The following is a 22,884-nucleotide window of genomic DNA, read 5'->3' as shown; positions in this document are numbered from 1 at the left end:
CACACGCGTAGATCGGACACCCCACATGCTCGCGATACGCACCCGGCACCGGAGGACGGTGGCGCTCGCCACGGCCGTGGTCGCCGTCGGCCTCGCCGCCCCGTCGCTGACCGCCACCCCGGCCACCGCGACCTCGGCCACGGCCACAGCGACGGCGACGACCACGACCACGACCACGACCACGGCGTCGGACTACGACTCCACGTACTACAGGGACGCGATCGGGAAGACCGGCGACAGCCTCAAGTCCGCCCTGCACACCATCATCAGCGACCAGACGAAGCTGTCGTACTCGGCGGTCTGGGACGCGCTCAAGGCCACCGACGAGGACCCGGACAACAGCGGGAACGTGATCCTGCTCTACTCGGGCGTCTCCCGCAGCAAGTCCCTCAACGGCGGCGACACCGGCGACTGGAACCGCGAGCACGTGTGGGCCAAGTCCCACGGCGACTTCGGCACCTCGACCGGACCCGGCACGGACATCCACCACCTGCGCCCCTCGGACGTCCGGGTCAACAGTGTCCGGGGCAACAAGGACTTCGACAACGGCGGCAGCGCGGTCAGCGAGGGCGGCGGCAGCCTCACCGACTCCGACTCCTTCGAACCCCGCGACGCCGTCAAGGGCGACGTGGCCCGCATGATCTTCTACATGGCGGTCCGCTACGAGGGCGGCGACGGCTTCGCCGACCTGGAGGTCAACGGCCAGGTCGACAACGGCAGCAACCCGTACATCGGCAAGCTCTCCGTGCTGAAGGCGTGGAACGACGAGGACCCGCCGGACGCCTTCGAGGAGCACCGCAACCAGGTCATCTACGACGACTACCAGCACAACCGCAACCCGTTCGTCGACCACCCGGAGTGGGTGGAGTCGATCTGGTAGGCGGCCTCACGCGGGGTAGGGGGCCGGCCTCGGCCGCGCGCGATCTCGTGGCGCCGCCGGCCGCTCAGTCCCGGTGCGTCGGCGCGAACATCCGCAGGGCGGCGGGGAGGACGACCACCGAAGGGCCCGGTGCGGCCAGGGCCTTGGCGAGGTCCGTCTCCAGGGTCTCCGGTGACGTCCGCACGCCCGGCACCCCGAACGACTCGGCCAGGGCGACGAAATCGGGGCCGGGCAGGTCAGTCGCCGTGGGCTGCCCGAAGGCGTCGGTCATGTACTCGCGCAGGATGCCGTAGCCGCCGTCGTCGACGATGAGCCAGGTGACGTTCAGGCCGTACTGGCGGGCGGTGGCCAGCTCGGCGATCGAGTACAGGGCGCCGCCGTCGCCGGAGACCGCCAGGACCGGGTGGGTGGGGTCGGCCGCCGCGGCGCCCAGGGCCGCCGGGAAAGCGTAGCCGAGGCCGCCGGCGCCCTGGGCGGAGTGCATGGTGTTCGGGGCCTTGGGGTCGAAGGCCGACCATGCCCAGTAGGCCAGGATGGTCATGTCCCAGAAGGAGGGTGCGCGGGACGGGAGGGCCTTGCGGACGGCGGCCAGTACGTCCTGCTCCAGGGTGAGTTCCTGGGAGGCGATGCGGGCGCGCACCTTGTCCAGGACCTCGCGTACGCGTTCCGGGGCGGTCGGGTCCGTACGCGGCTCCTCCACCGTCTCCAGCAGCGCCTGGAGGCCGAGGCGGGCGTCGGCGTGGATGCCGAGAGCCGGGTGGTTGGATTCCAGCTTGCCGAGGTCGGCCTCGATCTGGATCACCCGGCCGCGCGGCGCGAACGTGTGGTAGTTCGAGGAGAGTTCACCGAGGCCCGAGCCGATCACGAGGAGGACGTCGGCGTCCTCCAGGAAGTCCGTCGTGTGGCGGTCCTCCAGCCAGGACTGGAGGGAGAGGGGGTGCGTCCAGGGGAAGGCGCCCTTGCCGCCGTAGGTGGTGACGACGGGGGCCTGGAGGCGTTCCGCGAGCTGCCGGAGCTTCTTCGACGCGTCCGCGCGGACCACTCCCCCGCCCGCGATGATCACCGGGCGTTCGGCGCGCGCGAGCAGGTCTGCCGCCACCGCCGTCAGCTCGGGGCGCGGGGGCAGTTCCTCGGGGAAGGTGTCGCCGCCGGTGACGACCGGGATCGACGTCTCGGCCTGGAGGACGTCCTGCGGGATCTCCACCCACACCGGGCCGTGCGGGACGGTCAGCGCCGATGTCCACGCCTCGGCGATCGCGGACGGGATCTGGGACTGGGTGCGGGCGGTGTGCACGGACTTGACCACGCCCCGGAAGGACGCCGCCTGGTCGGGGAGTTCGTGCAGGTAGCCGTGGCGTCCGCCGCCCAGGCCCGCTGCGGGGACCTGGCTGCTGATCGCGAGGACCGGGGCGGAGGCCGCCCGTGCCTCCTGGAGTGCGGCCAGGGAGGTGAGGGCCCCCGGGCCGGTCGACAGGAGCAGCGGGGCGGCCTCACCGGTGACGCGGCCGTAGGCGTCGGCGGCGAAACCGGCGTTGTTCTCCACCCGCAGGCCGATGTAGCGCAGGTCGGAGCGGCGCAGGGCGTCGAACACGCCGAGGGCGTGCTGGCCGGGCAGGCCGAAGACGGTGGTCGCGCCGAGCGCGGCCAGGGACTCCACGACCAGGTCTCCGCCGTTGCGGCCGCTGGGAGGGTTCAGTGCGGCCTCCGTCTGGGCGGCGGTCGGACGGAGTACCAGGTCGTGGTCGTGGGTCACTTCGCGCGGGCCTCTGCGATCTGGCGGGACATGATGGTGGTCAGTTCGTACGCGGTGTGGGAGGCCGCGACGGAGGTGATCTCCGCGTGGTCGTAGGCCGGGGCGACCTCGACGACGTCGGCGGAGACCAGGTTGCAGGACGCCAGGCCGCGCAGGATCTCCAGCAGCTCGCGGGAGGTCATGCCGCCCGCCTCGGGGGTGCCGGTGCCGGGGGCGTGGGCGGGGTCCAGGCAGTCGATGTCGATGGAGATGTACAGCGGGCGGTCCCCGATGCGCTGCCTGAGCTGGTCGGCGACCTCGTCGGCGCCGCGGCGGTAGACGTCCGCGGACGTGACGATGCCGAAGCCCATCTTCTCGTCGTCGGTGAGGTCCTTCTTGCCGTACAGCGGGCCCCGGGTGCCCACGTGGGAGAGCGCGGAGGTGTCGAGGATGCCCTCCTCGACGGCACGGCGGAAGGGGGTGCCGTGCGTGTACTCGGCGCCGAAGTAGGTGTCCCAGGTGTCCAGGTGCGCGTCGAAGTGCAGCAGGGCGACGGGGCCGTGCTTCTTGGCGACCGAGCGGAGCAGCGGCAGGGCGATGGTGTGGTCGCCGCCCAGGGTCATCAGGCGGGCGCCGGTGCCGAGGAGGTCGTCGGCGGCGGCCTCGATCGTCTCGACGGCCTCGTGGATGTTGAACGGGTTCACGGCGATGTCGCCGCCGTCCGCGACCTGGGCGAGGGCGAAGGGGGAGGCGTCCTGCGCCGGGTTGTAGGGGCGCAGCAGGCGGGAGGCCTCGCGGATGGCGTTGCCGCCGAAGCGGGCGCCGGGCCGGTAGGAGACGCCCGAGTCGAACGGCACGCCCACGACCGCGACGTCGGCGGTTCCGACCTCGTCCAGGCGCGGGAGCCGGGCGAAGGTCGCGGGCCCGGCGTAGCGCGGGATCCGCGAGGAGTCGACGGGCCCACGGGGCGTCTCGTTGCTGCTCATGTACTGCCTTCCTTCTTACGCTTCGTCGCGTATGTACTACTGCTCTCCGACTGTACTGGTGAGCGAGGCAGCCGGTCGTCGCAGACTAGATGGCCGAAACCGGGCCGCGACATGTACATCTCGTCCATACCCGCCCCGGTGACTGGAGGAATCGGCTATCCCGCCGGGACCGGCTGCTGCCCGGACCCGGGCTGCCTCACAATGGAGCCATGCCGATACCCGGGACACCCAGCCGCGCCGAACTCGCCGAGCACCTCGTCAGGACGCGTATCGCGGGCGACGTCGCCACGCCCCGCGAGAACAACCTCTCCCACTACCGGAAGCTGGCGAACGGCGACCGGGGCTTCTGGCTCGGTCTGGAGCTGGGCGACCGCTGGAGCGACGAGCAGGACGTGCTCGCGGTGATGGCGGAGCGGGTGGGCGTCAACGACGACCCCGAGCACCGGTACGGCCAGGACACCATCGACCCGGAGCTGACCGTCGCCGCGCTGGAGCGGATGGCGGGGCGGCTGCGCAAGGCGGCCGACGGCGGGCAGCGGGTGCTGTTCGCCACCGGTCACCCCGGCGGGCTGCTCGACGTGCACCGCGCCACGGCCGCCGCGCTGCGGGACGCGGGCTGCGAGATCGTGGTGATCCCGGAGGGGCTGACCACGGAGGAGGGGTACGTCCAGCAGTTCGCGGACGTCTCGGTGCTGGAGCACGGGGCCTCGCTGTGGCACACCCACTCGGGCGAGCCGATGAAGGCGATCCTGACCGGTCTGGAGCGCGAGGGCCGCCCGCTGCCGGACCTGGTGGTCGCCGACCACGGCTGGGCCGGTTACGCCGCCCAGCACGGCGTGGACTCCGTCGGCTACGCGGACTGCAACGACCCGGCCCTCTTCCTCGCCGAGTCCGAGGGCACCCTCCAGGTGGCGGTGCCGCTGGACGACCACGTGGTCAGCCCGCGCTACTACGACCCGATGACGGCGTACCTGCTGACGGAGGCGGGGCTGAAGTAGCCACCCCGCACCCCGCATCCCGCCGCCCCGCCCGCCCCGCTAGGGCCAGGGGTTGAGTCCCTCCGAGCGGCGCTGCGCGAAACCCGGCGTCGGGTCCAGGTAGACCCGGCGCACGATCGGGAACTCCTCGCGCAGCCGCTGCTCGGCCCGCTCGCAGGCCCACTCGATCTGCGCCGCCGTCGACACGTCCCGGAAGTCGACCTTGGCGGCGACCAGCGCCTCGCTCGGCCCCTGCACGAGGGTGGTCAGCTCCAGTACGGCCTCGATGTGCTCGACAGCCACCAGCTCCGCCCGGATCCGGTCCCGCACGGAGCGCGACAGGGGGCGGCCGACGAGGAACTCGACGTTGGAGCGGCCCAGCACCCAGGCGACGTACAGGAGCAGCGCGCCGATGCACAGCGAGGCGACGGCGTCCCAGACGCCGGAGCCGGTGAGCTGCCCGCCGAGCAGCCCGCCCGCGGCGAGCAGCAGGCCGCGGCCAGCGCGAGAGTCCTCCAAGATATGGGCGCTTAACTCGATCGTGTGATCGTCCTCCCGCCGCCTTGCGGTGGCGAGGGGCAAACGGGTTAGCGTGATGATGCGATCTGGACAGTCGGCCTCGGTGCCAGTGCGTGGGGCCCTTGTTCCACCAGAGTGATGGTTCCAGGCCTCCCCGCCACCTCTGGCCGTGGCTGACTGGCCGGGTCTGCAAGGGAGCTGGCCTCCTGAGTTCGGACCGTGCACGGGATGCGCGTAGCCGCCTCGGGGTTGAGAACGCCGGGGACCAGTGCGCCCAAGACCGTTCGGGGCGTGCCAGTGTGTGGGCTTGGTCCCGCACACCGTTCAGGAACGGTGTGGATGCCGTCGTAGTGGACGGCTCAGCCTGCCGGAGGCAACAACAACCGGCGACGCCCGGCCAGGGCGAAGGCGGCGACGAGCACCGTGAAGGTGCTGTCGCCGCCGCCGTTCCTCGTGCCCGCTCCCGCTGCCGTGTCCGCCATGCCCCTCAGTGTTCCCGAGGGACGCGGACCACGCCTTCCTGGACGACGGAGACGGCGAGCCGCCCGTCCTGGGTGTGGATGCGGGCCTGGCCCAGGCCCCGGCCGCCGGACGCGGACGGCGACTGCTGGTCGTACAGCAGCCATTCGTCGGCGCGGAAGGGCCGGTGGAACCACATGGCGTGGTCCAGCGAGGCGCCGACGACGTCGCCGACGGCCCAGCCGCCCCGGCCGTGCGCGAGCAGGACCGAGTCGAGGAGGGTCATGTCGGAGACGTAGGTGGCGAGGACGACGTGCAGCAGGGGGTCGTCCGCGAGTTTGCCGTTGGTGCGGAACCACACCTGGGAGTGCGGCTCGCGCGGGGTGCCGAAGTCGCCGAAGGGCGGGTCGTCGACGTAGCGCAGGTCGACGGCGGCGCGGGCTTCCAGGAAGCGCTCCACCGTCTCGGCGGGCAGGTGCGGGTAGCCGCGCAGCCGCTCCTCGCCGGTGGGGAGGGTCGCCGGGTCCGGTGCGGGCGGCATCGGGGCCTGGTGGTCCAGGCCCTCCTCGTACGTCTGGAAGGACGCCGACAGGGTGAAGATCGGCTTGCCGTGCTGGACGGCGACGACGCGGCGGGTGGTGAAGGAGCGGCCGTCGCGCAGCCGGTCGACGTTGTAGACGATGGGGGCGCCGGGGTCGCCGGGGCGCAGGAAGTACGCGTGCAGGGAGTGCGCGTGCCGGTCCGCGGGGACCGTGCGGCCGGCGGCGACCATGGCCTGGGCCGCCACCTGCCCGCCGAAGACCCGGGGGACGACGGCGGACCGGGAGTGGCCGCGGTAGATGTCCTCCTCGATCCGCTCCAGGTCGAGCAGGTCGAGGAGGGACTGGAGTGCTTCGCTCATGCCCCGGGGGTCACAGGCCCATGTTCTTCGCGATGATCGACTTCATGATCTCGCTGGTGCCGCCGTAGATGCGGTTGACGCGGTTGTCCGCGTACAGGCGGGCGATCGGGTACTCGTTCATGTAGCCGTAGCCGCCGTGCAGCTGGAGGCAGCGGTCGATGACGCGGTGGGCGACCTCGGTGCAGAACAGCTTGGCGCTCGCGGCCTCGGCGGGGGTCAGCTCGCCGGCGTCCAGGGCCTCGGTCGCGCGGTCGACGACGGCCTCGGCGGCGTCCACCTCGGCCTGGCAGGCGGCCAGCTCGAACTTGGTGTTCTGGAAGTGGGCGACGGGCTTGCCGAAGACGGTGCGGTCCTGCACGTACTGCTTGGCGAACCGGACTGCGGCCTTGGCCTGGGCGTAGGCGCCGAAGGCGATGCCCCAGCGCTCGGAGGCCAGGTTGTGGCCGAGGTAGGAGAAGCCCTTGTTCTCCTCGCCGAGCAGGTCCTCGACGGGGACCTTGACGTCGACGAAGGCCAGCTCGGCGGTGTCGGAGGTGCGCAGGCCCAGCTTGTCCAGCTTGCGGCCGACCGAGTAGCCCTCGGACTTGGTGTCCACGGCGAACAGGGAGATGCCGTGGCGGCGGTCCTCGGCCGTGGGGGCGTCGGTGCGGGCGCAGACGATGACCTTGTCGGCGTGCACGCCGCCGGTGATGAAGGTCTTGGCGCCGTTGAGGACGTAGTGGGTGCCGTCCTCGGAGAGCTTGGCGGTGGACTTCATGCCCGCGAGGTCGGAGCCGGTGCCGGGCTCCGTCATCGCGATGGCCCACATCTCCTCGCCGGTGACGAACTTCGGCAGGTAGCGCTTCTTCTGCTCGTCGGTGGCGAGCATGTTGATGTAGGGCAGGGCGAGCAGCACGTGGACGCCGGAGCCGCCGAACTGGACGCCCGCGCGGGCGGTCTCCTCGTAGAGGACGGCCTCGAACTTGTGGCTGTCCATGCCGGCGCCGCCGAACTCCTCGGGCACGTTGATGCCGAAGATGCCCAGCTCGCCGAGCTTGTAGTAGAACTCGCGCGGCGCCTGGCCCGCGGCGAACCAGTCGTCGTAGACGGGGACGACCTCGGCCTCGATGAAGGCGCGGAGGGTCTCCCGGAACGCCTCGTGGTCCTCGTTGAACACCGTACGGCGCACCGCGCCACCTCCAGGGTACGAATATCTAAGCGCTTGCTCAGACTCAACGGTACCGGCGAGTAGCCAGAGGCGTCCAGACCGGGACGCGGGTAACCCTCGTCACTCCGTGACACGGGGGCACCTCGCGGGGCGCGGCCGGCCGCCGCTGCCGCCCGGGGCTCCGCCCCGGACCCCGGGGCCTATGCCCACCCACCACCCGACTCGGTCGGCCGAGAGGCGAGGGAGCGGCGTCCGACGCCTGCCCGCGGAGCGGACGGGCCGCACCCCGCTAGCCCTCCCCCACCGCCCCGAACGCCCCCCGCGCCATCCGGTGCAGCAGGGACGCCGTCACCGCGCGGCCGGGCAGGGAGCCGGGGCGGCCCAGGTGGGGGGTGGAGTTCAGGAGGCCGAAGACCGAGTGGACCGCGGAGCGGGCGGCGGGTTCGGCGAGGGCCGGGTAGACCTCCCGGAGCACCCCGACCCACAGCTCGACGTACTGCCGCTGCAACTGCCGCACCATCTTGCGGTCGGCGTCCCGGAGGCGGTCCAGCTCGCGGTCGTGCAGGGTGATGAGCGGGCGGTCGTCGAGCGCGAAGTCGATGTGCCCCTCGATGAGCGAGTCGAGGACCGCCTCGGAGCCGGCCGCCCCGTCCTCCGCCAGCCGCCGCTTGGCCCCGGTCAGCAGCGAGTCGCTGATCCCGACCAGCAGCTCGGCGAGCATCGCGTCCTTGCCGGGGAAGTGCCGGTAGAGACCGGGGCCGCTGATGCCGACCGCGGCGCCTATCTCGTCGACGCCCACCCCGTGGAAGCCGCGCTCGGCGAAGAGCCGGGCGGCCTCCTTCAGGATCTGCTCGCGGCGGGTGGGGGCGTCGGTTCTGGTGGCCATGAAGTCGATTCTAGACAGGGGGGTTAGCGGTCGTTAACCTGAAGGAAATGCGTTAACGCTCATTAACCGATCGACCGATCGACCATCGGGTGAGGGGACCGCAGGATGCACGAGGCACCGGAGCTGACGACGGCGGCGGATCCCGCCTCGGAGGCCTTTCGGGCCAACGAGGAGGCGCACGCCGCCCTCGTTCAGGAACTGCGCGCCAAGCTCGCGGCGGCCCGGCTGGGCGGCGGCGAGCGGGCGCGGGCCCGGCACACCGCGCGCGGCAAGCTGCTGCCGCGCGACCGCGTGGACACGCTGCTCGATCCGGGCTCGCCGTTCCTGGAGCTGGCCCCGCTCGCCGCGGACGGGCTCTACGACGGGGCGGCCCCGGCGGCCGGCGTGATCGCCGGGATCGGCCGGGTCAGCGGCCGGGAGTGCGTGATCGTCGCGAACGACGCCACCGTCAAGGGCGGCACGTACTACCCGATGACCGTGAAGAAGCACCTGCGGGCGCAGGAGGTGGCGCTGGAGAACCGGCTGCCGTGCCTGTACCTCGTCGACTCGGGAGGCGCCTTCCTGCCGATGCAGGACGAGGTCTTCCCGGACCGCGAGCACTTCGGGCGGATCTTCTACAACCAGGCCCGGATGTCCGGCGCGGGCATCCCGCAGATCGCCGCCGTCCTCGGCTCCTGCACGGCGGGCGGCGCGTACGTCCCGGCGATGAGCGACGAGGCGGTGATCGTCCGCAATCAGGGCACGATCTTCCTGGGCGGCCCGCCGCTGGTGAAGGCGGCCACCGGCGAGGTGGTCACGGCGGAGGAGCTGGGCGGCGGCGAGGTCCACTCCCGCGTGTCCGGCGTGACCGACCACCTCGCCGAGGACGACCCGCACGCCCTGCGCATCGTGCGGCAGATCGTCTCCACCCTGCCGGAGCGCGGCACCCTGCCCTGGGGCGTTCAGGCGGCCGTCGAGCCGAAGATCGACCCGCGGCAGCTGTACGGCGCGGTGCCGGTCGACTCCCGCACCCCCTACGACGTCCGCGAGGTCATCGCGCGCGTGGTCGACGGCTCCCGCTTCGCCGAGTTCAAGTCCGAGTACGGGCAGACCCTGGTCACCGGCTTCGCCCGGATCCACGGCCACCCGGTCGGCATCGTCGCCAACAACGGCATCCTGTTCTCCGAGTCGGCCCAGAAGGGCGCCCACTTCATCGAGCTGTGCGACCAGCGCGGCATCCCGCTGGTGTTCCTGCAGAACATCTCCGGGTTCATGGTGGGCCGGGACTACGAGGCCGGTGGCATCGCCAAGCACGGCGCCAAGATGGTGACGGCGGTGGCGTGCACGCGCGTGCCGAAGCTGACGGTCGTGGTCGGCGGGTCGTACGGCGCGGGGAACTACTCGATGTGCGGGCGGGCGTATTCGCCGCGCTTCCTGTGGATGTGGCCCAACGCCAAGATCTCCGTGATGGGCGGCGAGCAGGCCGCGTCCGTGCTGGCCACGGTCAAGCGGGACCAGTTGGAGGGGCGCGGCGAACAGTGGCCGGCCGAGGAGGAGGAGTCCTTCAAGGCACCGGTCCGCGCCCAGTACGAGCGCCAGGGCAACGCCTACTACGCGACCGCCCGCCTGTGGGACGACGGCGTCATCGAGCCCGCCGACACCCGGCAGGTGCTGGGCCTGGCCCTGACCGCGTGTGCCAACGCGCCGCTGGGCGAGCCCCAGTTCGGCGTCTTCCGGATGTGAGGAGGGGACCCATGGACAACACGAAGGACACGCCGCGCATGTTCGACACCGTGCTCGTCGCCAACCGCGGCGAGATCGCCGTCCGCGTCATCCGGACGCTGCGCTCGATGGGCGTGCGCTCGGTGGCGGTCTTCTCCGACGCCGACGCGGACGCACGGCACGTGCGGGAGGCCGACGACGCGGTACGCATCGGCCCGGCGCCCGCGACGGAGAGCTATCTGTCCGTCGAGCGGCTGCTGGCGGCGGCGGCCCGGACGGGGGCGCAGGCCGTCCACCCGGGGTACGGCTTCCTCGCCGAGAACGCGGGTTTCGCGCGGGCCTGCGAGGAGGCGGGGCTGGTCTTCATCGGACCGTCCGCCGACGCGATCGCCCTGATGGGCGACAAGATCCGGGCCAAGGAGACGGTGCAGGCGGCCGGGGTGCCGGTCGTCCCCGGCTCCAGCGGCAGCGGGCTCACCGACGGGCAGTTGGCCGAGGCGGCGCGCGAGATCGGCACCCCGGTGCTGCTCAAGCCGTCGGCGGGCGGTGGCGGCAAGGGCATGCGGCTGGTGCGGGACGCGGCGGTGCTGGCCGACGAGATCGCCGCCGCGCGCCGCGAGGCCCGCGCCTCCTTCGGCGACGACACGCTGCTGGTGGAGCGGTGGATCGACCGCCCCCGGCACATCGAGATCCAGGTGCTGGCCGACGGCCACGGGAACGTGGTGCACCTGGGCGAGCGCGAGTGCTCGCTCCAGCGGCGCCACCAGAAGGTGATCGAGGAGGCGCCCAGCGTCCTGCTGGACGAGGCGACCCGGGCGGCGATGGGCGAGGCGGCCGTGCAGGCGGCCCGCTCCTGCGGCTACCGGGGCGCGGGCACGGTGGAGTTCATCGTGCCCGGGAGCGACCCCTCCCAGTACTACTTCATGGAGATGAACACCCGTCTCCAGGTCGAGCACCCGGTGACCGAGCTGGTGACCGGCCTGGACCTGGTGGAGTGGCAGCTGCGGGTGGCGGCGGGCGAGCCGCTCGGGTTCGGGCAGGAGGACGTACGGCTGACCGGGCACGCGATCGAGGCCCGGCTGTGCGCGGAAGACCCCGCACGCGGCTTCCTGCCCTCCGGCGGCACGGTGCTGCGGCTGCGCGAGCCCGAGGGCGACGGCGTGCGCACCGACTCCGGGCTCAGCGAGGGCACCGAGGTCGGCAGCCTGTACGACCCGATGCTGTCCAAGGTGATCGCGTACGGCCCCGACCGGGAGACCGCGCTGCGCAGGCTCCGGGCGGCGCTGGCCGGGACGGTCACCCTGGGCGTGCAGACCAACGCCGGGTTCCTGCGGCGGCTGCTCGCGCACCCGGCGGTGGTGGCGGGCGAGCTGGACACGGGGCTGGTGGAGCGCGAGGTCGACGGCCTGGTCGCCACCGGCGTACCGGAGACGGTGTACGAGGCGGCGGCGGCCGTAGGGCTGGAGGCGCTGCGCCCGCGCGGCGGGGGCTGGACGGACCCGTTCTCGGTGCCCAGCGGCTGGCGCACCGGGGGCGAGCCGAAGCCGGTCGCTTTCCCGCTGCGCGCGCCGGGACTTGAACCCGTCACTCACACCCCGCGCGGTACCCACACCGTCACCGACGACCGCGTCTCCGTCACCCTCGACGGCGTCCGGCACACCTTCCACCGCGCCGCCGACTGGCTGGGCCGCGACGGCGACGCCTGGCAGGTGCGCGACCACGACCCGGTCGCCGCCTCCCTCGACCGGGCCGCCCACGCGGGCGCCGACTCGCTGACCGCGCCGATGCCGGGCACGGTGACGGTGGTGAAGGTCGCCGTCGGCGACGAGGTGGGTGCCGGGCAGAGCCTGCTGGTGGTGGAGGCGATGAAGATGGAACACGTCATCTCCGCCCCGCACGCGGGCACCGTCGCCGAGCTGGACGTGGCGCCGGGCACGACCGTCGCCATGGACCAGGTACTCGCGGTCATCACACCCGCCGACGACGCGGACGCGAAGGAGGAGACGGCGTGAACACCCCGGAACTGGGCCTGCCCATGACCGTACCGGCCGAGGGCCTGCCCGCCCGCGTCCGTATCCACGAGGTCGGCGCGCGCGACGGGCTGCAGAACGAGAAGGCGACCGTGCCGACGGCCGTCAAGGCGGAGTTCATCCGCCGGCTGGCCGGCACGGGCCTGACCACGATCGAGGCGACGAGCTTCGTCCACCCCAAGTGGGTCCCCCAGCTGGCGGACGCGGAGGAGCTGTACCCGGCGGTGTCGGACCTGCCCGTCGAGCTGCCGGTGCTGGTGCCCAACGAAAGGGGCCTGGACCGGGCCCTCGCGCTCGGCGCACGCGGCGTCGCGGTCTTCGCCAGCGCCACGGAGTCCTTCGCCAAGGCCAACCTCAACCGCACGGTGGACGAGGCGCTGGCCATGTTCGAGCCGGTGGTGGCCCGGGCGAAGGCGCAGGGCGACGAAGTCCGCGTACGGGGCTACCTCTCGATGTGCTTCGGCGACCCGTGGGAGGGCCCGGTCGCCGTCCCCCGGGTCGTGCGGGTCTGCCGGGCCCTGCTGGACATGGGCTGCGACGAGCTGAGCCTCGGCGACACCATCGGGGTGGCGACCCCGGGCCATGTGACGGCCCTGCTCACCGCGCTGACCGAGGCGGGCGTGCCGGTCTCCGCGCTGGGCGTGCACTTCCACGACACCTACGGCCAGGCCCTGGCCAACACGCTGGCCGCGCTCCAGCGGGGCGTCAGCACGGTCGACGCCTCCGCCGGCGGGCTCGGCGGCTGCCCCTTCGCGAAGTCCGCCACCGGCAACCTCGCCACCGAAGACCTGGTGTGGATGCTGCGGGGTCTCGGCATCGACACCGGGGTCGATCTCGGCCGTCTCGTCGCCACAAGCGTCTGGATGGCCGCGCACCTGGGGCGGCCCAGCCCGTCCCGCACCGTTCGAGCCCTCTCCCACCAGGAGTCGTGAACACCATGGACCACAAACTCTCCCCCGAACTGGAAGAACTGCGCCGTACGGTCGAACAGTTCGCGCACGACGTGGTGGCGCCGAAGATCGGCGACTTCTACGAGCGGCACGAGTTCCCGTACGAGATCGTCCGCGAGATGGGCCGCATGGGCCTGTTCGGGCTGCCGTTCCCGGAGGAGTACGGCGGCATGGGCGGCGACTACTTCGCCCTGGGCGTGGCCCTGGAGGAGCTGGCCCGGGTCGACTCGTCGGTGGCGATCACGCTGGAGGCGGGCGTCTCGCTGGGCGCGATGCCGATCCATCTCTTCGGCACCGAGGAGCAGAAGCGCGAGTGGCTGCCCCGGCTGTGCTCGGGCGAGATCCTGGGCGCGTTCGGCCTCACCGAGCCGGACGGCGGCAGCGACGCGGGCGCGACCCGTACGACGGCCCGCCTGGACGAGGCGACGAACGAATGGGTCATCAACGGCACCAAGTGCTTCATCACCAACTCCGGCACGGACATCACGGGCCTGGTGACGGTCACGGCGGTGACCGGCCGCAAGCCGGACGGCCGCCCGCTGATCTCGTCGATCATCGTCCCGTCGGGCACCCCCGGCTTCACGGTGGCCGCCCCGTACTCGAAGGTCGGCTGGAACGCCTCGGACACCCGTGAGCTGTCCTTCGCCGACGTCCGGGTCCCGGCGGCGAACCTGCTGGGCGAGCTGGGGCGCGGCTACGCGCAGTTCCTGCGCATCCTGGACGAGGGCCGGGTGGCGATCGCCGCGCTGGGCACGGGGCTCGCGCAGGGCTGCGTGGACGAGTCGGTCGCCTACGCGAAGGAACGTCACGCCTTCGGCAGGCCCATCGGCGCCAACCAGGCCATCCAGTTCAAGATCGCCGACATGGAGATGAAGGCCCACACGGCCCGGCTCGCCTGGCGGGACGCGGCCTCGCGGCTGGTGGCGGGCGAGCCGTTCAAGAAGGAGGCGGCGCTGGCGAAGCTGTACTCGTCGACGGTCGCGGTGGACAACGCCCGGGACGCCACCCAGGTCCACGGCGGCTACGGTTTCATGAACGAGTACCCGGTGGCCCGCATGTGGCGGGACGCGAAGATCCTGGAGATCGGCGAGGGCACCAGCGAGGTCCAGCGGATGCTGATCGCACGGGAGTTGGGGCTGGTGGGCTGAGGCTCCCAGGCGCCGGGGGTGGGTGCCGCTCCGACCCCACCCCTGGACAAGATCTGAGGTTAGGCTAACCTACCTTCGAATTGTCCCGCAGGGCGCGACGCTCCGCACCGTTCGAAGGCAGCCACCACCATGTCCAACGCCAGCGCTACCCACCCGACCCGCCGCGGAATCCTCGCCGCCGGCGGCGCCCTCGGCCTCGGCGCCGTGCTCGCGGCCTGCGGCGACGACGACGGCAAGAGCGGTGGGGCGGGCGACGGGTCGGGCGGCGCCGCCAAGTCCGGCCCCTGGTCCTTCAAGGACGACCGCGGCACGACCGTGAAGCTGGACAAGGTGCCGGCGAACATCGTCGCCTTCACGGGTGTCGCCGCCGCCCTCTTCGACTACGGCGTCGAGGTCAAGGGCGTCTTCGGCCCGACCACCACCAAGGACGGCAAGCCCGACGTGCAGGCCGGCGACCTGGACGTGGACAAGGTCACCGTGCTCGGCAACGAGTGGGGCAAGCTCAACGTCGAGAAGTACGCCTCCCTCGCCCCCGAGGTGCTCATCACCACGACGTTCGACACCGCGGGCACCCTGTGGTCCGTCCCGGAGGAGTCCAAGGACAAGATCGCCAAGCTCGCCCCGAGCGTCGCGATCTCGGTCTTCGACCGCCAGCTCACCCAGCCGCTCCAGCGCATGTGGGAGTTGGCCGAGTCGCTCGGCGCGGACATGAAGGCCAAGAAGGCCACCGACGCCAAGGCCGCCTTCGACAAGGCCGCCGCCCGGCTGCGCGCCGCCGCCAAGGCCAGGCCGGAGATCAGGGTGCTGGCCGGTTCCGCGAGCCCCGACCTGTTCTACGTCTCCGGCACCAACCTCTCGGTGGACCTGGAGTACTTCAAGGCCCTCGGCGTGAACTTCGTCGAGCCCTCCGAGGACGCCAAGAAGGCGACCGGCGGCTGGTTCGAGTCCCTGAGCTGGGAGAACGTCGACAAGTACCCGGCCGACGTCATCATCATGGACGACCGCGCCTCGACCATCCAGCCCGCGGACATCACCGAGGGCACCTGGAAGCAGCTCCCCGCGGTCAAGGCCGGACAGGTCATCGCCCGCTCCCCCGAGCCGATCCTGTCCTACGACAAGTGCACGCCCCTGCTGGACAACCTGGCCGAGGCGATCGAGAACGCCAAGAAGGTCGGCTGACCCGCCCCCCTCCCCCGGAGCCCCTCATGACGACGGCCGTGGCCGCCCCGTTCCGTTTCTTCGCCCTCCAGGTCGTACGGACGAGCCGGTTAGGGGGTGTCGATTGGATCAGGCCGGCCCCGGGCGACGGTGCCTTGTTGCCGACCCGAGCGGGGTCTGGTGCGTGCAGCTGCAAGGCGGAGGAGGGCGACAGGGCGGAGCCCTGGCAACCGACGACAACGCCGCAGATGTGCGTGCCAGGCCCCGCGACCCCGGCAGGATCCAATCGGCACCCCCTAAGTCCGTCTCTGGCCCGGGTCACCTTCGCCGGGACCGACCTGCGCGCCTTCCGCTCCGACGGCCTCGACCAGTCGCTGTCGCTGTTCCTGCCGCACCCGGGGCAGGCGGAGCCCGCGGTCCCCGTCGAGCTGGGCGAGGGCTGGTGGCAGGGCTGGCGGGAACTGCCGGACGACGTGCGGGCGGTGATGCGCTCGTACACGCTGCGGGCGCTGCGCCGCGACGACGACGGGCACACCGCCGAGATCGACGTCGACTTCGTCCTGCACGGCCTCGAACCGGACTCGGCGCTCCAGGCAGGCCCCGCCGCCCGCTGGGCCGCCGACGCCGTCCCCGGCGACCGTGTGCTGCTGCTCGGTCCGGCGGTCGCCGACAACCGGGCGATCCGCTTCCGGCCGCCCCGGGGACACCGACCTGGTGTTGAATCCTCCCCCAGCTGAAGCAGGGGGATTCCTGGCTCAGGAAGCCCCACCGGTCATCGACCGGCAAGGTCTCACTCCCTCAACACCAGCCGGGTTGAAACCAGCCCGGGATCTTCGATCAAGCTTGGTGGTGCAAGTGCGCGCTTGGTTCTCGCAACGCAGGATGCTGTCTTGGTTCTCGACCAGCGGGGACGATTCTACAAGCTGTCGACAGCGGATGAGTACGGTCTTTCGCCCTGGGGGGCAAAACCCCGCTCTCTGCCCTCTCCGCAGGGGTCCGATTCCTCCCCCGCCCGAAGGCAACGGTGCCGCCGTCCCCGGGGCCTGACGGAGGAACAACTCCGCGAGCAGGGCTGAGGACCGCCCCCCGCCACCGCACCCCGCCCCACCCGGCCGCACGGACGGGGCGTGCGTGACAGCGGTCACCCACAGGCACGCGTTTGATCGACTCAACTTAGGTTAGGCTCACCTAAGTCGAAGCGAGGGCTCCGGCCCTCCCCCACCCCTCTCGGACCGTCCCCACCGGAGGACCCCCACATGCGCTCGCACCTGCTCAACGACGCCACCGCGGAGCAGTACCGCCACTCCGTGACCCAAGGAGTCGAGCGGGTGGCCGCCAAACTCGCCGCCACCGACCGTCCGTTCACCGGCGTCACGGTCGACGCCCTCTCCCCCCGCATCGACCGGATCGACCTCGACGAGCCGCTGCACGACACGGCCGCGGTACTCGACGAGCTGGAGGACGTCTACCTCCGCGACGCCGTCTACTTCCACCACCCCCGCTACCTCGCCCACCTCAACTGCCCGGTGGTCATACCGGCGCTGCTCGGTGAGGCGGTCCTGTCCGCCGTCAACTCCTCCCTGGACACCTGGGACCAGTCGGCCGGCGGCACGCTCATCGAGCGGAAGCTGATCGACTGGACCTGCGCCCGGATCGGCCTCGGCCCGGCGGCCGACGGCGTGTTCACCTCCGGCGGCACCCAGTCCAACCTCCAGGCGCTGCTCCTCGCCCGCGAGGAGGCGAAGGCCGAGGACTTCGCCGACCTGCGGATCTTCGCCTCCGAGGCCAGCCACTTCAGCGTCAAGAAGTCCGCGAAACTGCTCGGCCTCGGCCCCGACGCCGTCGTGTCGGTCCCGGTCGACCGCGACAAGCGGATGCAGACCGTCGCCCTCGCCCGTGAGCTGGAGCGCTGCGCGCGGGACGGCCGGGTCCCCATGGCCGTCGTCGCCACCGGCGGCACCACCGACTTCGGCTCGATCGACCCGCTGCCGGAGATCGCCGGGCTGTGCGAGCAGTACGGCGTGTGGCTGCACGTCGACGCGGCCTACGGCTGCGGGCTGCTCGCCTCCCTGAAGTACCGGGACCGCATCGACGGCATCGAGCGGGCCGACTCGGTCACCGTGGACTACCACAAGTCCTTCTTCCAGCCGGTCAGTTCCTCGGCCGTGCTGGTCCGGGACGCGGCCACCCTGCGCCACGCCACCTACCACGCGGAGTACCTCAACCCGCGCCGCATGGTGCAGGAACGTATCCCCAACCAGGTGGACAAGTCCCTCCAGACCACCCGCCGCTTCGACGCGCTCAAGCTGTGGATGACGCTGCGCGTGATGGGCGCCGACGGCATCGGCGAACTCTTCGACGAGGTGTGCGACCTGGCCGCCGAGGGCTGGAAACTGCTCGCCGCCGACCCGCGCTTCGACGTCGTGGTCCAGCCGTCGCTGTCCACGCTGGTCTTCCGCCACATCCCGGCGGACGTCACCGACCCCGCCGAGATCGACCGCGCCAACCTCTACGCCCGCAAGGCCCTGTTCGCGTCCGGCGACGCCGTGGTCGCGGGCACCAAGGTCGCCGGTCGCCACTACCTGAAGTTCACCCTGCTCAACCCCGAGACGACCCCGGCCGACATCGCCGCCGTCCTCGACCTGATCGCCGGCCACGCCGAGCAGTACCTGGGAGACTCCCTTGACCGCGCTTCCTGAAGCCAGCGCCCCGTACGACTTCGTGGGCATCGGCCTCGGCCCCTTCAACCTCGGCCTCGCCTGCCTCACCGAGCCGATCGCCGGGCTGAACGGCGTCTTCCTGGAGTCCAAGCCGGACTTCGAGTGGCACGCCGGGATGTTCCTGGACGGCGCCCACCTCCAGACCCCGTTCATGTCGGACCTGGTGACGCTCGCCGACCCGACCTCGCCATACTCCTTCCTGAACTACCTGAAGGAGAAGGGCCGCCTCTACTCGTTCTACATCCGGGAGAACTTCTACCCGCTGCGCGTCGAGTACGACGACTACTGCCGCTGGGCCGCGAACAAACTGGGCAGCGTCCGCTTCTCCACCACGGTCACCGAGGTCACGTACGACGAGCGCGAGGAGCTGTACGCCGTCGCCACCACCTCCGGCGACACCTACCGCGCCCGCCGCCTCGTCCTCGGCACCGGCACCCCGCCGCACATCCCGGACGCCTGCCGGGGCCTGGCCGGCGACTTCCTCCACAACTCCCGGTACGTGCAGCACCGGGCGGAGCTGGTGAAGAAGAAGTCGATCACACTGGTCGGCAGCGGCCAGTCCGCCGCCGAGATCTACCAGGACCTGCTGAGCGAGATCGACGTCCACGGCTACCGGCTGAACTGGGTGACCCGCTCCCCGCGCTTCTTCCCGCTCGAATACACCAAGCTCACCCTGGAGATGACCTCCCCGGAGTACGTGGACTACTACCGCGCGCTGCCCGAGGACACCCGCTACCGCCTCACGGCTGAGCAGAAGGGCCTGTTCAAGGGCATCGACGGCGACCTGATCGACGAGATCTTCGACCTGCTCTACCAGAAACGGCTCGGCGGCCCCGTCCCCACCCGCCTGCTCACCAACTCGGCACTGACCGGCGCCCGGTACACGGACGGCACGTACACGCTCGGGTTCCGCCAGGAGGAGCAGGGCACGGACTTCGAGATCGAGACCGAGGGCCTGGTCCTCGCCACCGGCTACCGCTACACCGAGCCGGAGTTCCTCAAGCCCGTCCGGGACCGCCTGCGCTACGACTCCCGCGGCAACTTCGACATCGGCCGCAACTACGCCGTCGACGTCACGGGAAGCGGTGTGTTCCTGCAGAACGCGGGGGTCCACGCGCACAGCGTCACCAGCCCCGACCTGGGCATGGGCGCCTACCGCAACAGCTGCATCGTCCGGGAGCTGCTCGGCCGCGAGTACTACCCGGTCGAGAAGACGATCGCGTTCCAGGAGTTCGCCGTATGAGCCGCACGAGCACCACCACCGCCACCGCCGTCGGGGCGCTGACCCTGCGCCCCGTCGACCCGCTGACCGACGCCGAGCTGCTGCACGGCTGGCTCACCCACCCCAAGTCCGCGTTCTGGATGATGCAGGATGCCGGGCTGGTGGACGTCGAGCGGGCCTACATGGGACTGGCCGCCGACGAGCACCAGCAGGCCCACCTCGGCCTGCACGACGGGGTCCCGGCCTTCCTGATGGAGCGCTACGACCCCGCCCACCGCGAGCTGGTCGGGCTGTACGAGCCCGAGCCGGGCGACGTCGGCATGCACTTCCTGGTCGCGCCGACCGACCGGCCCGTGCACGGCTTCACCCGCGCCGTGATCACCACCGTGATGACCGAGCTGTTCGCCGACCCGGCGACCCGTCGGGTCGTCGTCGAACCGGACGTCGCCAACACCGCCGTCCACGCCCTGAACGCAGCCGTCGGATTCGTGCCCGAGCGCGAGATCCAGAAGCCGGAGAAGAAGGCCTTGCTGAGCTTCTGCACCCGCGAGCAGTTCGCGAAGGCGGTGTCCGCATGACCCTCGCCGACGCCGTCGCCCACCTGAGCCCCGAACGCTGGGAGCGGGCCAACCGCCTCCTGATCCGCAAGGCGCTGGCCGAGTTCGCCCACGAGCGGCTGCTGACCCCCGAGCGGGAGCCGGACGAGGGGGCCGGCCGGGCGTACGCGGTCCGCAGCGACGACGGCCAGACCGTCTACCGCTTCAGCGCCACCGTCCGCGCCCTGGACCACTGGCAGGTGGACGCCGCCTCCGTCACCCGCCACCGCGACGGTGCGGAACTCCCGCTCGCCGCGCTGGACTTCTTCGTCGAGCTGAAGCAGACCCTGGGTCTGAGCGACGAGATCCTGCCCGTGTACCTGGAGGAGATCTCCTCCACCCTGTCCGGCACCTGCTACAAGCTGACCAAGCCGCAGGTCACCTCCGCCGAGCTGGCCCGCGGCGGGGACTTCCAGGCCGTCGAGACGGGCATGACCGAGGGCCACCCCTGCTTCGTCGCCAACAACGGCCGGCTGGGCTTCGGCGTCCACGAGTACCTGTCGTACGCCCCCGAGACCGCGAGCCCGGTGCGCCTGGTGTGGCTGGCGGCGCACCGTTCGCGGGCGGCGTTCACGGCGGGCGTGGGCATCGAGTACGAGTCCTTCGTACGGGACGAGCTGGGCGAGGGGACCGTCGACCGCTTCCACGGTGTCCTGCGCGGGCGCGGCCTGGACCCGGCCGACTACCTCCTGATCCCGGTGCACCCCTGGCAGTGGTGGAACAAGCTCACCGTCACCTTCGCCGCCGAGGTCGCCCGCGGGCACCTGGTGTGCCTGGGCGAGGGCGACGACGAGTACCTGGCCCAGCAGTCCATCCGCACCTTCTTCAACGCCTCGCACCCCGAGAAGCACTATGTGAAGACGGCCCTTTCCGTCCTCAACATGGGCTTCATGCGGGGTCTGTCGGCGGCGTACATGGAGGCCACCCCGGCCATCAACGACTGGCTCGCCCGGCTGATCGAGAGCGACCCGGTGCTGAAGGAGACGGGGCTGAGCATCATCCGGGAGCGGGCGGCCGTCGGCTACCGGCACCTGGAGTACGAGCGGGCCACCGACCGCTACTCGCCGTACCGCAAGATGCTGGCGGCGCTGTGGCGGGAGAGCCCCGTGCCGTCCCTCCAGGAGGGCGAGACCCTCGCCACCATGGCCTCCCTCGTCCACGTCGACCACGAGGGCGCCTCCTTCGCGGGCGCGCTGGTCGAGCGGTCCGGGCTCACGCCCACCGAGTGGCTGCGGCACTACCTGCGGGCCTACTACGTCCCGCTGCTGCACAGCTTCTACGCCTACGACCTGGTGTACATGCCGCACGGCGAGAACGTGATCCTCGTGCTGGCGGACGGGGTGGTGCGGCGGGCGATCTACAAGGACATCGCCGAGGAGATCGCGGTGATGGACCCGGACGCCGTGCTGCCGCCGGAGGTCTCCCGCATCGCGGTGGACGTGCCCGACGACAAGAAGCTCCTGTCCCTCTTCACGGACGTCTTCGACTGCTTCTTCCGCTTCCTGGCCGCGAACCTCGCGGAGGAGGGGATTCTGGAGGAGGACGCCTTCTGGGGGACGGTCGCCGAGGTCACCCGGGAGTACCAGGAGTCGGTGCCGGAGCTGGCCGACAAGTTCGAGCGGTACGACATGTTCGCGCCCGAGTTCGCCCTGTCCTGCCTCAACCGGCTCCAGCTGCGCGACAACCGGCAGATGGTGGACCTCGCCGACCCGTCCGGCGCGCTCCAGCTGATCGGGACCCTGAGGAACCCCCTCGCGGGGCCGTGAACAAGATCAAGGGCTGACCTCGTACTACGAGGTCAGCCCTTGATCATTCAGGGTGAGTGACGGGACTTGAACCCGCGGCATCCTGGACCACAACCAGGTGCTCTACCAGCTGAGCTACACCCACCGAGGCCGGTGCTCGAATCCCGCGTGGCGGGTTTCCCGACCGGCTGAGAAAAAGTGTACAGGGTCCGAAGGGGTGCTCGCGCCCGGCTTTCCGGACGCCGCCGTCCGGCGGGCCCGCGGCTCTAACCGGCGGCTACGACGTGCTTCGCGGCGATCGTCCTGGCCGTGTCGGAGTCGGGGCCGGGCTGCGGGACGAAGACCGCCTCCCGGTAGTAGCGCAGTTCGGCGATGGACTCGCGGATGTCGGCGAGCGCCCGGTGGTTGCCGTTCTTCTCGGGACTGTTGAAGTACGCCCGCGGGTACCAGCGGCGGGCCAGCTCCTTGATCGAGGAGACGTCGACGATCCGGTAGTGGAGGTAGCCCTCCAGCGTCGCCATGTCCCGCAGCAGGAAGCCGCGGTCGGTGCCGACGGAGTTGCCGCACAGGGGGGCCTTGCCGGGCTCCTTCACGTGCTCCCGGACATAGGCCAGGACCTGGGCCTCGGCGTCCGCCAGCGTCGTGCCGCCGTCCAGCTCCGCGAGCAGCCCGGACGCGGTGTGCATCTCCCGCACCACCTCCGGCATGGTCTCCAGGGCCCGCTCCGGCGGGCGGATCACGATGTCGACGCCTTCGCCGAGGATGTTCAGCTCGGAGTCGGTGACGAGGGCGGCAACCTCGATGAGCGCGTCGTCGGACAGCGAGAGGCCGGTCATCTCGCAGTCGATCCACACCATGCGATCGTTCATGCGGGCCACTTTACGGTGGGCGCCTGTTGATCGGGCCCCCGGCGTCGGTGCGGGCGTCACGGGGGCTGCCGCCCCCGAACCCCCGCTTCGGCCCTGAACGGGCCTCGTCCTCAAACGCCGGACGGGCTGGAATGCCCTTGCCCGGCGTCGCACGGGAACACCGGACAGGCCGGGATGCCCTTGCCCGGCGTCGTACGAGAACGCCGGGCGGGCCGGGAACGCCGGACGGGCTGCATGGGCCCGTCCGGCGTTTCGAGG

Annotated in this window: 19 protein-coding genes, 1 tRNA gene and 1 pseudogene; 12 read left to right on the top strand and 9 right to left on the bottom strand. The window is 71.4% G+C overall.

What is annotated here, in order from left to right; all coding sequences use genetic code 11:
- The first annotated feature begins 25 nt into the window (after positions 1 to 25).
- Positions 26 to 880 carry an endonuclease I family protein gene (locus ACFV9J_RS04530; protein WP_385349706.1) on the top strand — a complete coding sequence of 285 codons (855 nt, stop codon included), beginning with the start codon at positions 26 to 28 and terminating at the stop codon, positions 878 to 880.
- A gap of 64 nt (positions 881 to 944) precedes the next feature.
- On the opposite strand, the gene ACFV9J_RS04525 is transcribed toward ACFV9J_RS04530, so the two are convergent.
- Both ACFV9J_RS04525 and speB read right to left on the bottom strand, forming a co-directional pair.
- Positions 945 to 2,633: a thiamine pyrophosphate-binding protein gene (locus ACFV9J_RS04525; protein WP_385349703.1), complete on the bottom strand. Its 1,689-nt coding sequence runs from the start codon at positions 2,631 to 2,633 to the stop codon at positions 945 to 947.
- On the bottom strand, positions 2,630 to 3,598 hold the full coding sequence (speB, locus tag ACFV9J_RS04520) for an agmatinase (RefSeq protein WP_385349700.1): 969 nt from the start codon (positions 3,596 to 3,598) through the stop codon (positions 2,630 to 2,632). Before speB ends, ACFV9J_RS04525 begins: the two co-directional genes overlap by 4 nt.
- 209 nt (positions 3,599 to 3,807) lie before the next feature.
- On the opposite strand from speB, the gene ACFV9J_RS04515 reads away from it, so the two are divergent.
- Entirely contained in the window at positions 3,808 to 4,596 is a 789-nt protein-coding gene (locus ACFV9J_RS04515) for a phosphatase (protein ID WP_385349698.1), read from the top strand.
- 39 nt (positions 4,597 to 4,635) lie between these two features.
- Here the strand turns inward: ACFV9J_RS04515 and ACFV9J_RS04510 are convergent.
- From ACFV9J_RS04510 to ACFV9J_RS04490, 5 genes and pseudogenes are all read right to left on the bottom strand, one after another.
- Positions 4,636 to 5,097, bottom strand: a pseudogene (locus ACFV9J_RS04510) (cation diffusion facilitator family transporter); the annotation flags it as partial.
- A gap of 356 nt (positions 5,098 to 5,453) precedes the next feature.
- Complete coding sequence (locus ACFV9J_RS04505) at positions 5,454 to 5,576, bottom strand: hypothetical protein (protein WP_385349696.1); 123 nt, start codon at positions 5,574 to 5,576, stop codon at positions 5,454 to 5,456.
- Positions 5,577 to 5,581: 5 nt separating this feature from the next.
- Complete coding sequence (locus ACFV9J_RS04500; RefSeq protein WP_385349694.1) at positions 5,582 to 6,454, bottom strand: acyl-CoA thioesterase; 873 nt, start codon at positions 6,452 to 6,454, stop codon at positions 5,582 to 5,584.
- 10 nt (positions 6,455 to 6,464) lie between these two features.
- On the bottom strand, positions 6,465 to 7,622 hold the full coding sequence (locus ACFV9J_RS04495) for an acyl-CoA dehydrogenase family protein (RefSeq protein WP_054100282.1): 1,158 nt from the start codon (positions 7,620 to 7,622) through the stop codon (positions 6,465 to 6,467).
- 268 nt (positions 7,623 to 7,890) lie between these two features.
- Complete coding sequence (locus ACFV9J_RS04490) at positions 7,891 to 8,487, bottom strand: TetR/AcrR family transcriptional regulator (protein WP_385349691.1); 597 nt, start codon at positions 8,485 to 8,487, stop codon at positions 7,891 to 7,893.
- 105 nt (positions 8,488 to 8,592) lie between these two features.
- On the opposite strand from ACFV9J_RS04490, the gene ACFV9J_RS04485 reads away from it, so the two are divergent.
- From ACFV9J_RS04485 to desD, 10 genes are all read left to right on the top strand, one after another.
- Positions 8,593 to 10,209: a carboxyl transferase domain-containing protein gene (locus ACFV9J_RS04485; protein ID WP_385349688.1), complete on the top strand. Its 1,617-nt coding sequence runs from the start codon at positions 8,593 to 8,595 to the stop codon at positions 10,207 to 10,209.
- Positions 10,210 to 10,247: 38 nt separating this feature from the next.
- On the top strand, positions 10,248 to 12,200 hold the full coding sequence (locus ACFV9J_RS04480) for an acetyl-CoA carboxylase biotin carboxylase subunit (RefSeq protein WP_385350103.1): 1,953 nt from the start codon (positions 10,248 to 10,250) through the stop codon (positions 12,198 to 12,200).
- A complete protein-coding gene (locus ACFV9J_RS04475) occupies positions 12,197 to 13,150 on the top strand; it encodes a hydroxymethylglutaryl-CoA lyase (protein WP_385349685.1) in 954 nt (317 codons plus the stop codon). The genes ACFV9J_RS04480 and ACFV9J_RS04475 overlap by 4 nt, the downstream gene beginning before the upstream one ends.
- Before the next feature lie 5 nt (positions 13,151 to 13,155).
- Complete coding sequence (locus tag ACFV9J_RS04470) at positions 13,156 to 14,316, top strand: acyl-CoA dehydrogenase family protein (protein WP_385349682.1); 1,161 nt, start codon at positions 13,156 to 13,158, stop codon at positions 14,314 to 14,316.
- 129 nt (positions 14,317 to 14,445) lie between these two features.
- Positions 14,446 to 15,495 carry a siderophore-binding protein DesE gene (gene desE / locus ACFV9J_RS04465; protein ID WP_385349680.1) on the top strand — a complete coding sequence of 350 codons (1,050 nt, stop codon included), beginning with the start codon at positions 14,446 to 14,448 and terminating at the stop codon, positions 15,493 to 15,495.
- A gap of 26 nt (positions 15,496 to 15,521) precedes the next feature.
- The gene (locus ACFV9J_RS04460) at positions 15,522 to 16,211 is read left to right on the top strand and encodes a siderophore-interacting protein (RefSeq protein WP_385349678.1); all 690 of its coding nucleotides are present in this window, start codon (positions 15,522 to 15,524) and stop codon (positions 16,209 to 16,211) included.
- Positions 16,212 to 16,730: 519 nt separating this feature from the next.
- Positions 16,731 to 18,173 carry a lysine decarboxylase DesA gene (gene desA / locus ACFV9J_RS04455; RefSeq protein ID WP_385349675.1) on the top strand — a complete coding sequence of 481 codons (1,443 nt, stop codon included), beginning with the start codon at positions 16,731 to 16,733 and terminating at the stop codon, positions 18,171 to 18,173.
- On the top strand, positions 18,157 to 19,437 hold the full coding sequence (locus ACFV9J_RS04450) for a lysine N(6)-hydroxylase/L-ornithine N(5)-oxygenase family protein (protein ID WP_385349672.1): 1,281 nt from the start codon (positions 18,157 to 18,159) through the stop codon (positions 19,435 to 19,437). The genes desA and ACFV9J_RS04450 overlap by 17 nt, the downstream gene beginning before the upstream one ends.
- On the top strand, positions 19,434 to 19,994 hold the full coding sequence (locus ACFV9J_RS04445) for a GNAT family N-acetyltransferase (protein ID WP_385349669.1): 561 nt from the start codon (positions 19,434 to 19,436) through the stop codon (positions 19,992 to 19,994). Before ACFV9J_RS04450 ends, ACFV9J_RS04445 begins: the two co-directional genes overlap by 4 nt.
- On the top strand, positions 19,991 to 21,778 hold the full coding sequence (gene desD, locus ACFV9J_RS04440) for a desferrioxamine E synthetase DesD (protein ID WP_385349666.1): 1,788 nt from the start codon (positions 19,991 to 19,993) through the stop codon (positions 21,776 to 21,778). The genes ACFV9J_RS04445 and desD overlap by 4 nt, the downstream gene beginning before the upstream one ends.
- A 51-nt stretch (positions 21,779 to 21,829) precedes the next feature.
- Here desD and ACFV9J_RS04435 read toward each other — a convergent pair.
- Positions 21,830 to 21,902: transfer RNA gene (locus ACFV9J_RS04435), tRNA-His, on the bottom strand.
- 121 nt (positions 21,903 to 22,023) lie between these two features.
- On the bottom strand, positions 22,024 to 22,626 hold the full coding sequence (orn, locus tag ACFV9J_RS04430) for an oligoribonuclease (RefSeq protein WP_385349663.1): 603 nt from the start codon (positions 22,624 to 22,626) through the stop codon (positions 22,024 to 22,026).
- Positions 22,627 to 22,884 lie beyond the last annotated feature (258 nt).

Source organism: Streptomyces sp. NPDC059906 (assembly GCF_042730645.1).
GTDB classification, from domain to species: domain Bacteria; phylum Actinomycetota; class Actinomycetes; order Streptomycetales; family Streptomycetaceae; genus Streptomyces; species Streptomyces rubrogriseus.
This window is presented reverse-complemented; position numbering and strand designations above follow the sequence as displayed.

Coding starts and splice junctions, on each gene's coding strand:
- ACFV9J_RS04530 (WP_385349706.1), top strand. CDS start 26: ATGCTCGCGATACGCACCCGGCACCGGAGGACGGTGGCGCTCGCCACG.
- speB (WP_385349700.1), bottom strand. CDS start 3,598: ATGAGCAGCAACGAGACGCCCCGTGGGCCCGTCGACTCCTCGCGGATC.
- ACFV9J_RS04515 (WP_385349698.1), top strand. CDS start 3,808: ATGCCGATACCCGGGACACCCAGCCGCGCCGAACTCGCCGAGCACCTC.
- ACFV9J_RS04505 (WP_385349696.1), bottom strand. CDS start 5,576: ATGGCGGACACGGCAGCGGGAGCGGGCACGAGGAACGGCGGCGGCGAC.
- ACFV9J_RS04500 (WP_385349694.1), bottom strand. CDS start 6,454: ATGAGCGAAGCACTCCAGTCCCTCCTCGACCTGCTCGACCTGGAGCGG.
- ACFV9J_RS04490 (WP_385349691.1), bottom strand. CDS start 8,487: ATGGCCACCAGAACCGACGCCCCCACCCGCCGCGAGCAGATCCTGAAG.
- ACFV9J_RS04485 (WP_385349688.1), top strand. CDS start 8,593: ATGCACGAGGCACCGGAGCTGACGACGGCGGCGGATCCCGCCTCGGAG.
- ACFV9J_RS04480 (WP_385350103.1), top strand. CDS start 10,248: ATGTTCGACACCGTGCTCGTCGCCAACCGCGGCGAGATCGCCGTCCGC.
- ACFV9J_RS04470 (WP_385349682.1), top strand. CDS start 13,156: ATGGACCACAAACTCTCCCCCGAACTGGAAGAACTGCGCCGTACGGTC.
- desE (WP_385349680.1), top strand. CDS start 14,446: ATGTCCAACGCCAGCGCTACCCACCCGACCCGCCGCGGAATCCTCGCC.
- ACFV9J_RS04460 (WP_385349678.1), top strand. CDS start 15,522: ATGACGACGGCCGTGGCCGCCCCGTTCCGTTTCTTCGCCCTCCAGGTC.
- desA (WP_385349675.1), top strand. CDS start 16,731: ATGCGCTCGCACCTGCTCAACGACGCCACCGCGGAGCAGTACCGCCAC.
- ACFV9J_RS04445 (WP_385349669.1), top strand. CDS start 19,434: ATGAGCCGCACGAGCACCACCACCGCCACCGCCGTCGGGGCGCTGACC.
- desD (WP_385349666.1), top strand. CDS start 19,991: ATGACCCTCGCCGACGCCGTCGCCCACCTGAGCCCCGAACGCTGGGAG.
- orn (WP_385349663.1), bottom strand. CDS start 22,626: ATGAACGATCGCATGGTGTGGATCGACTGCGAGATGACCGGCCTCTCG.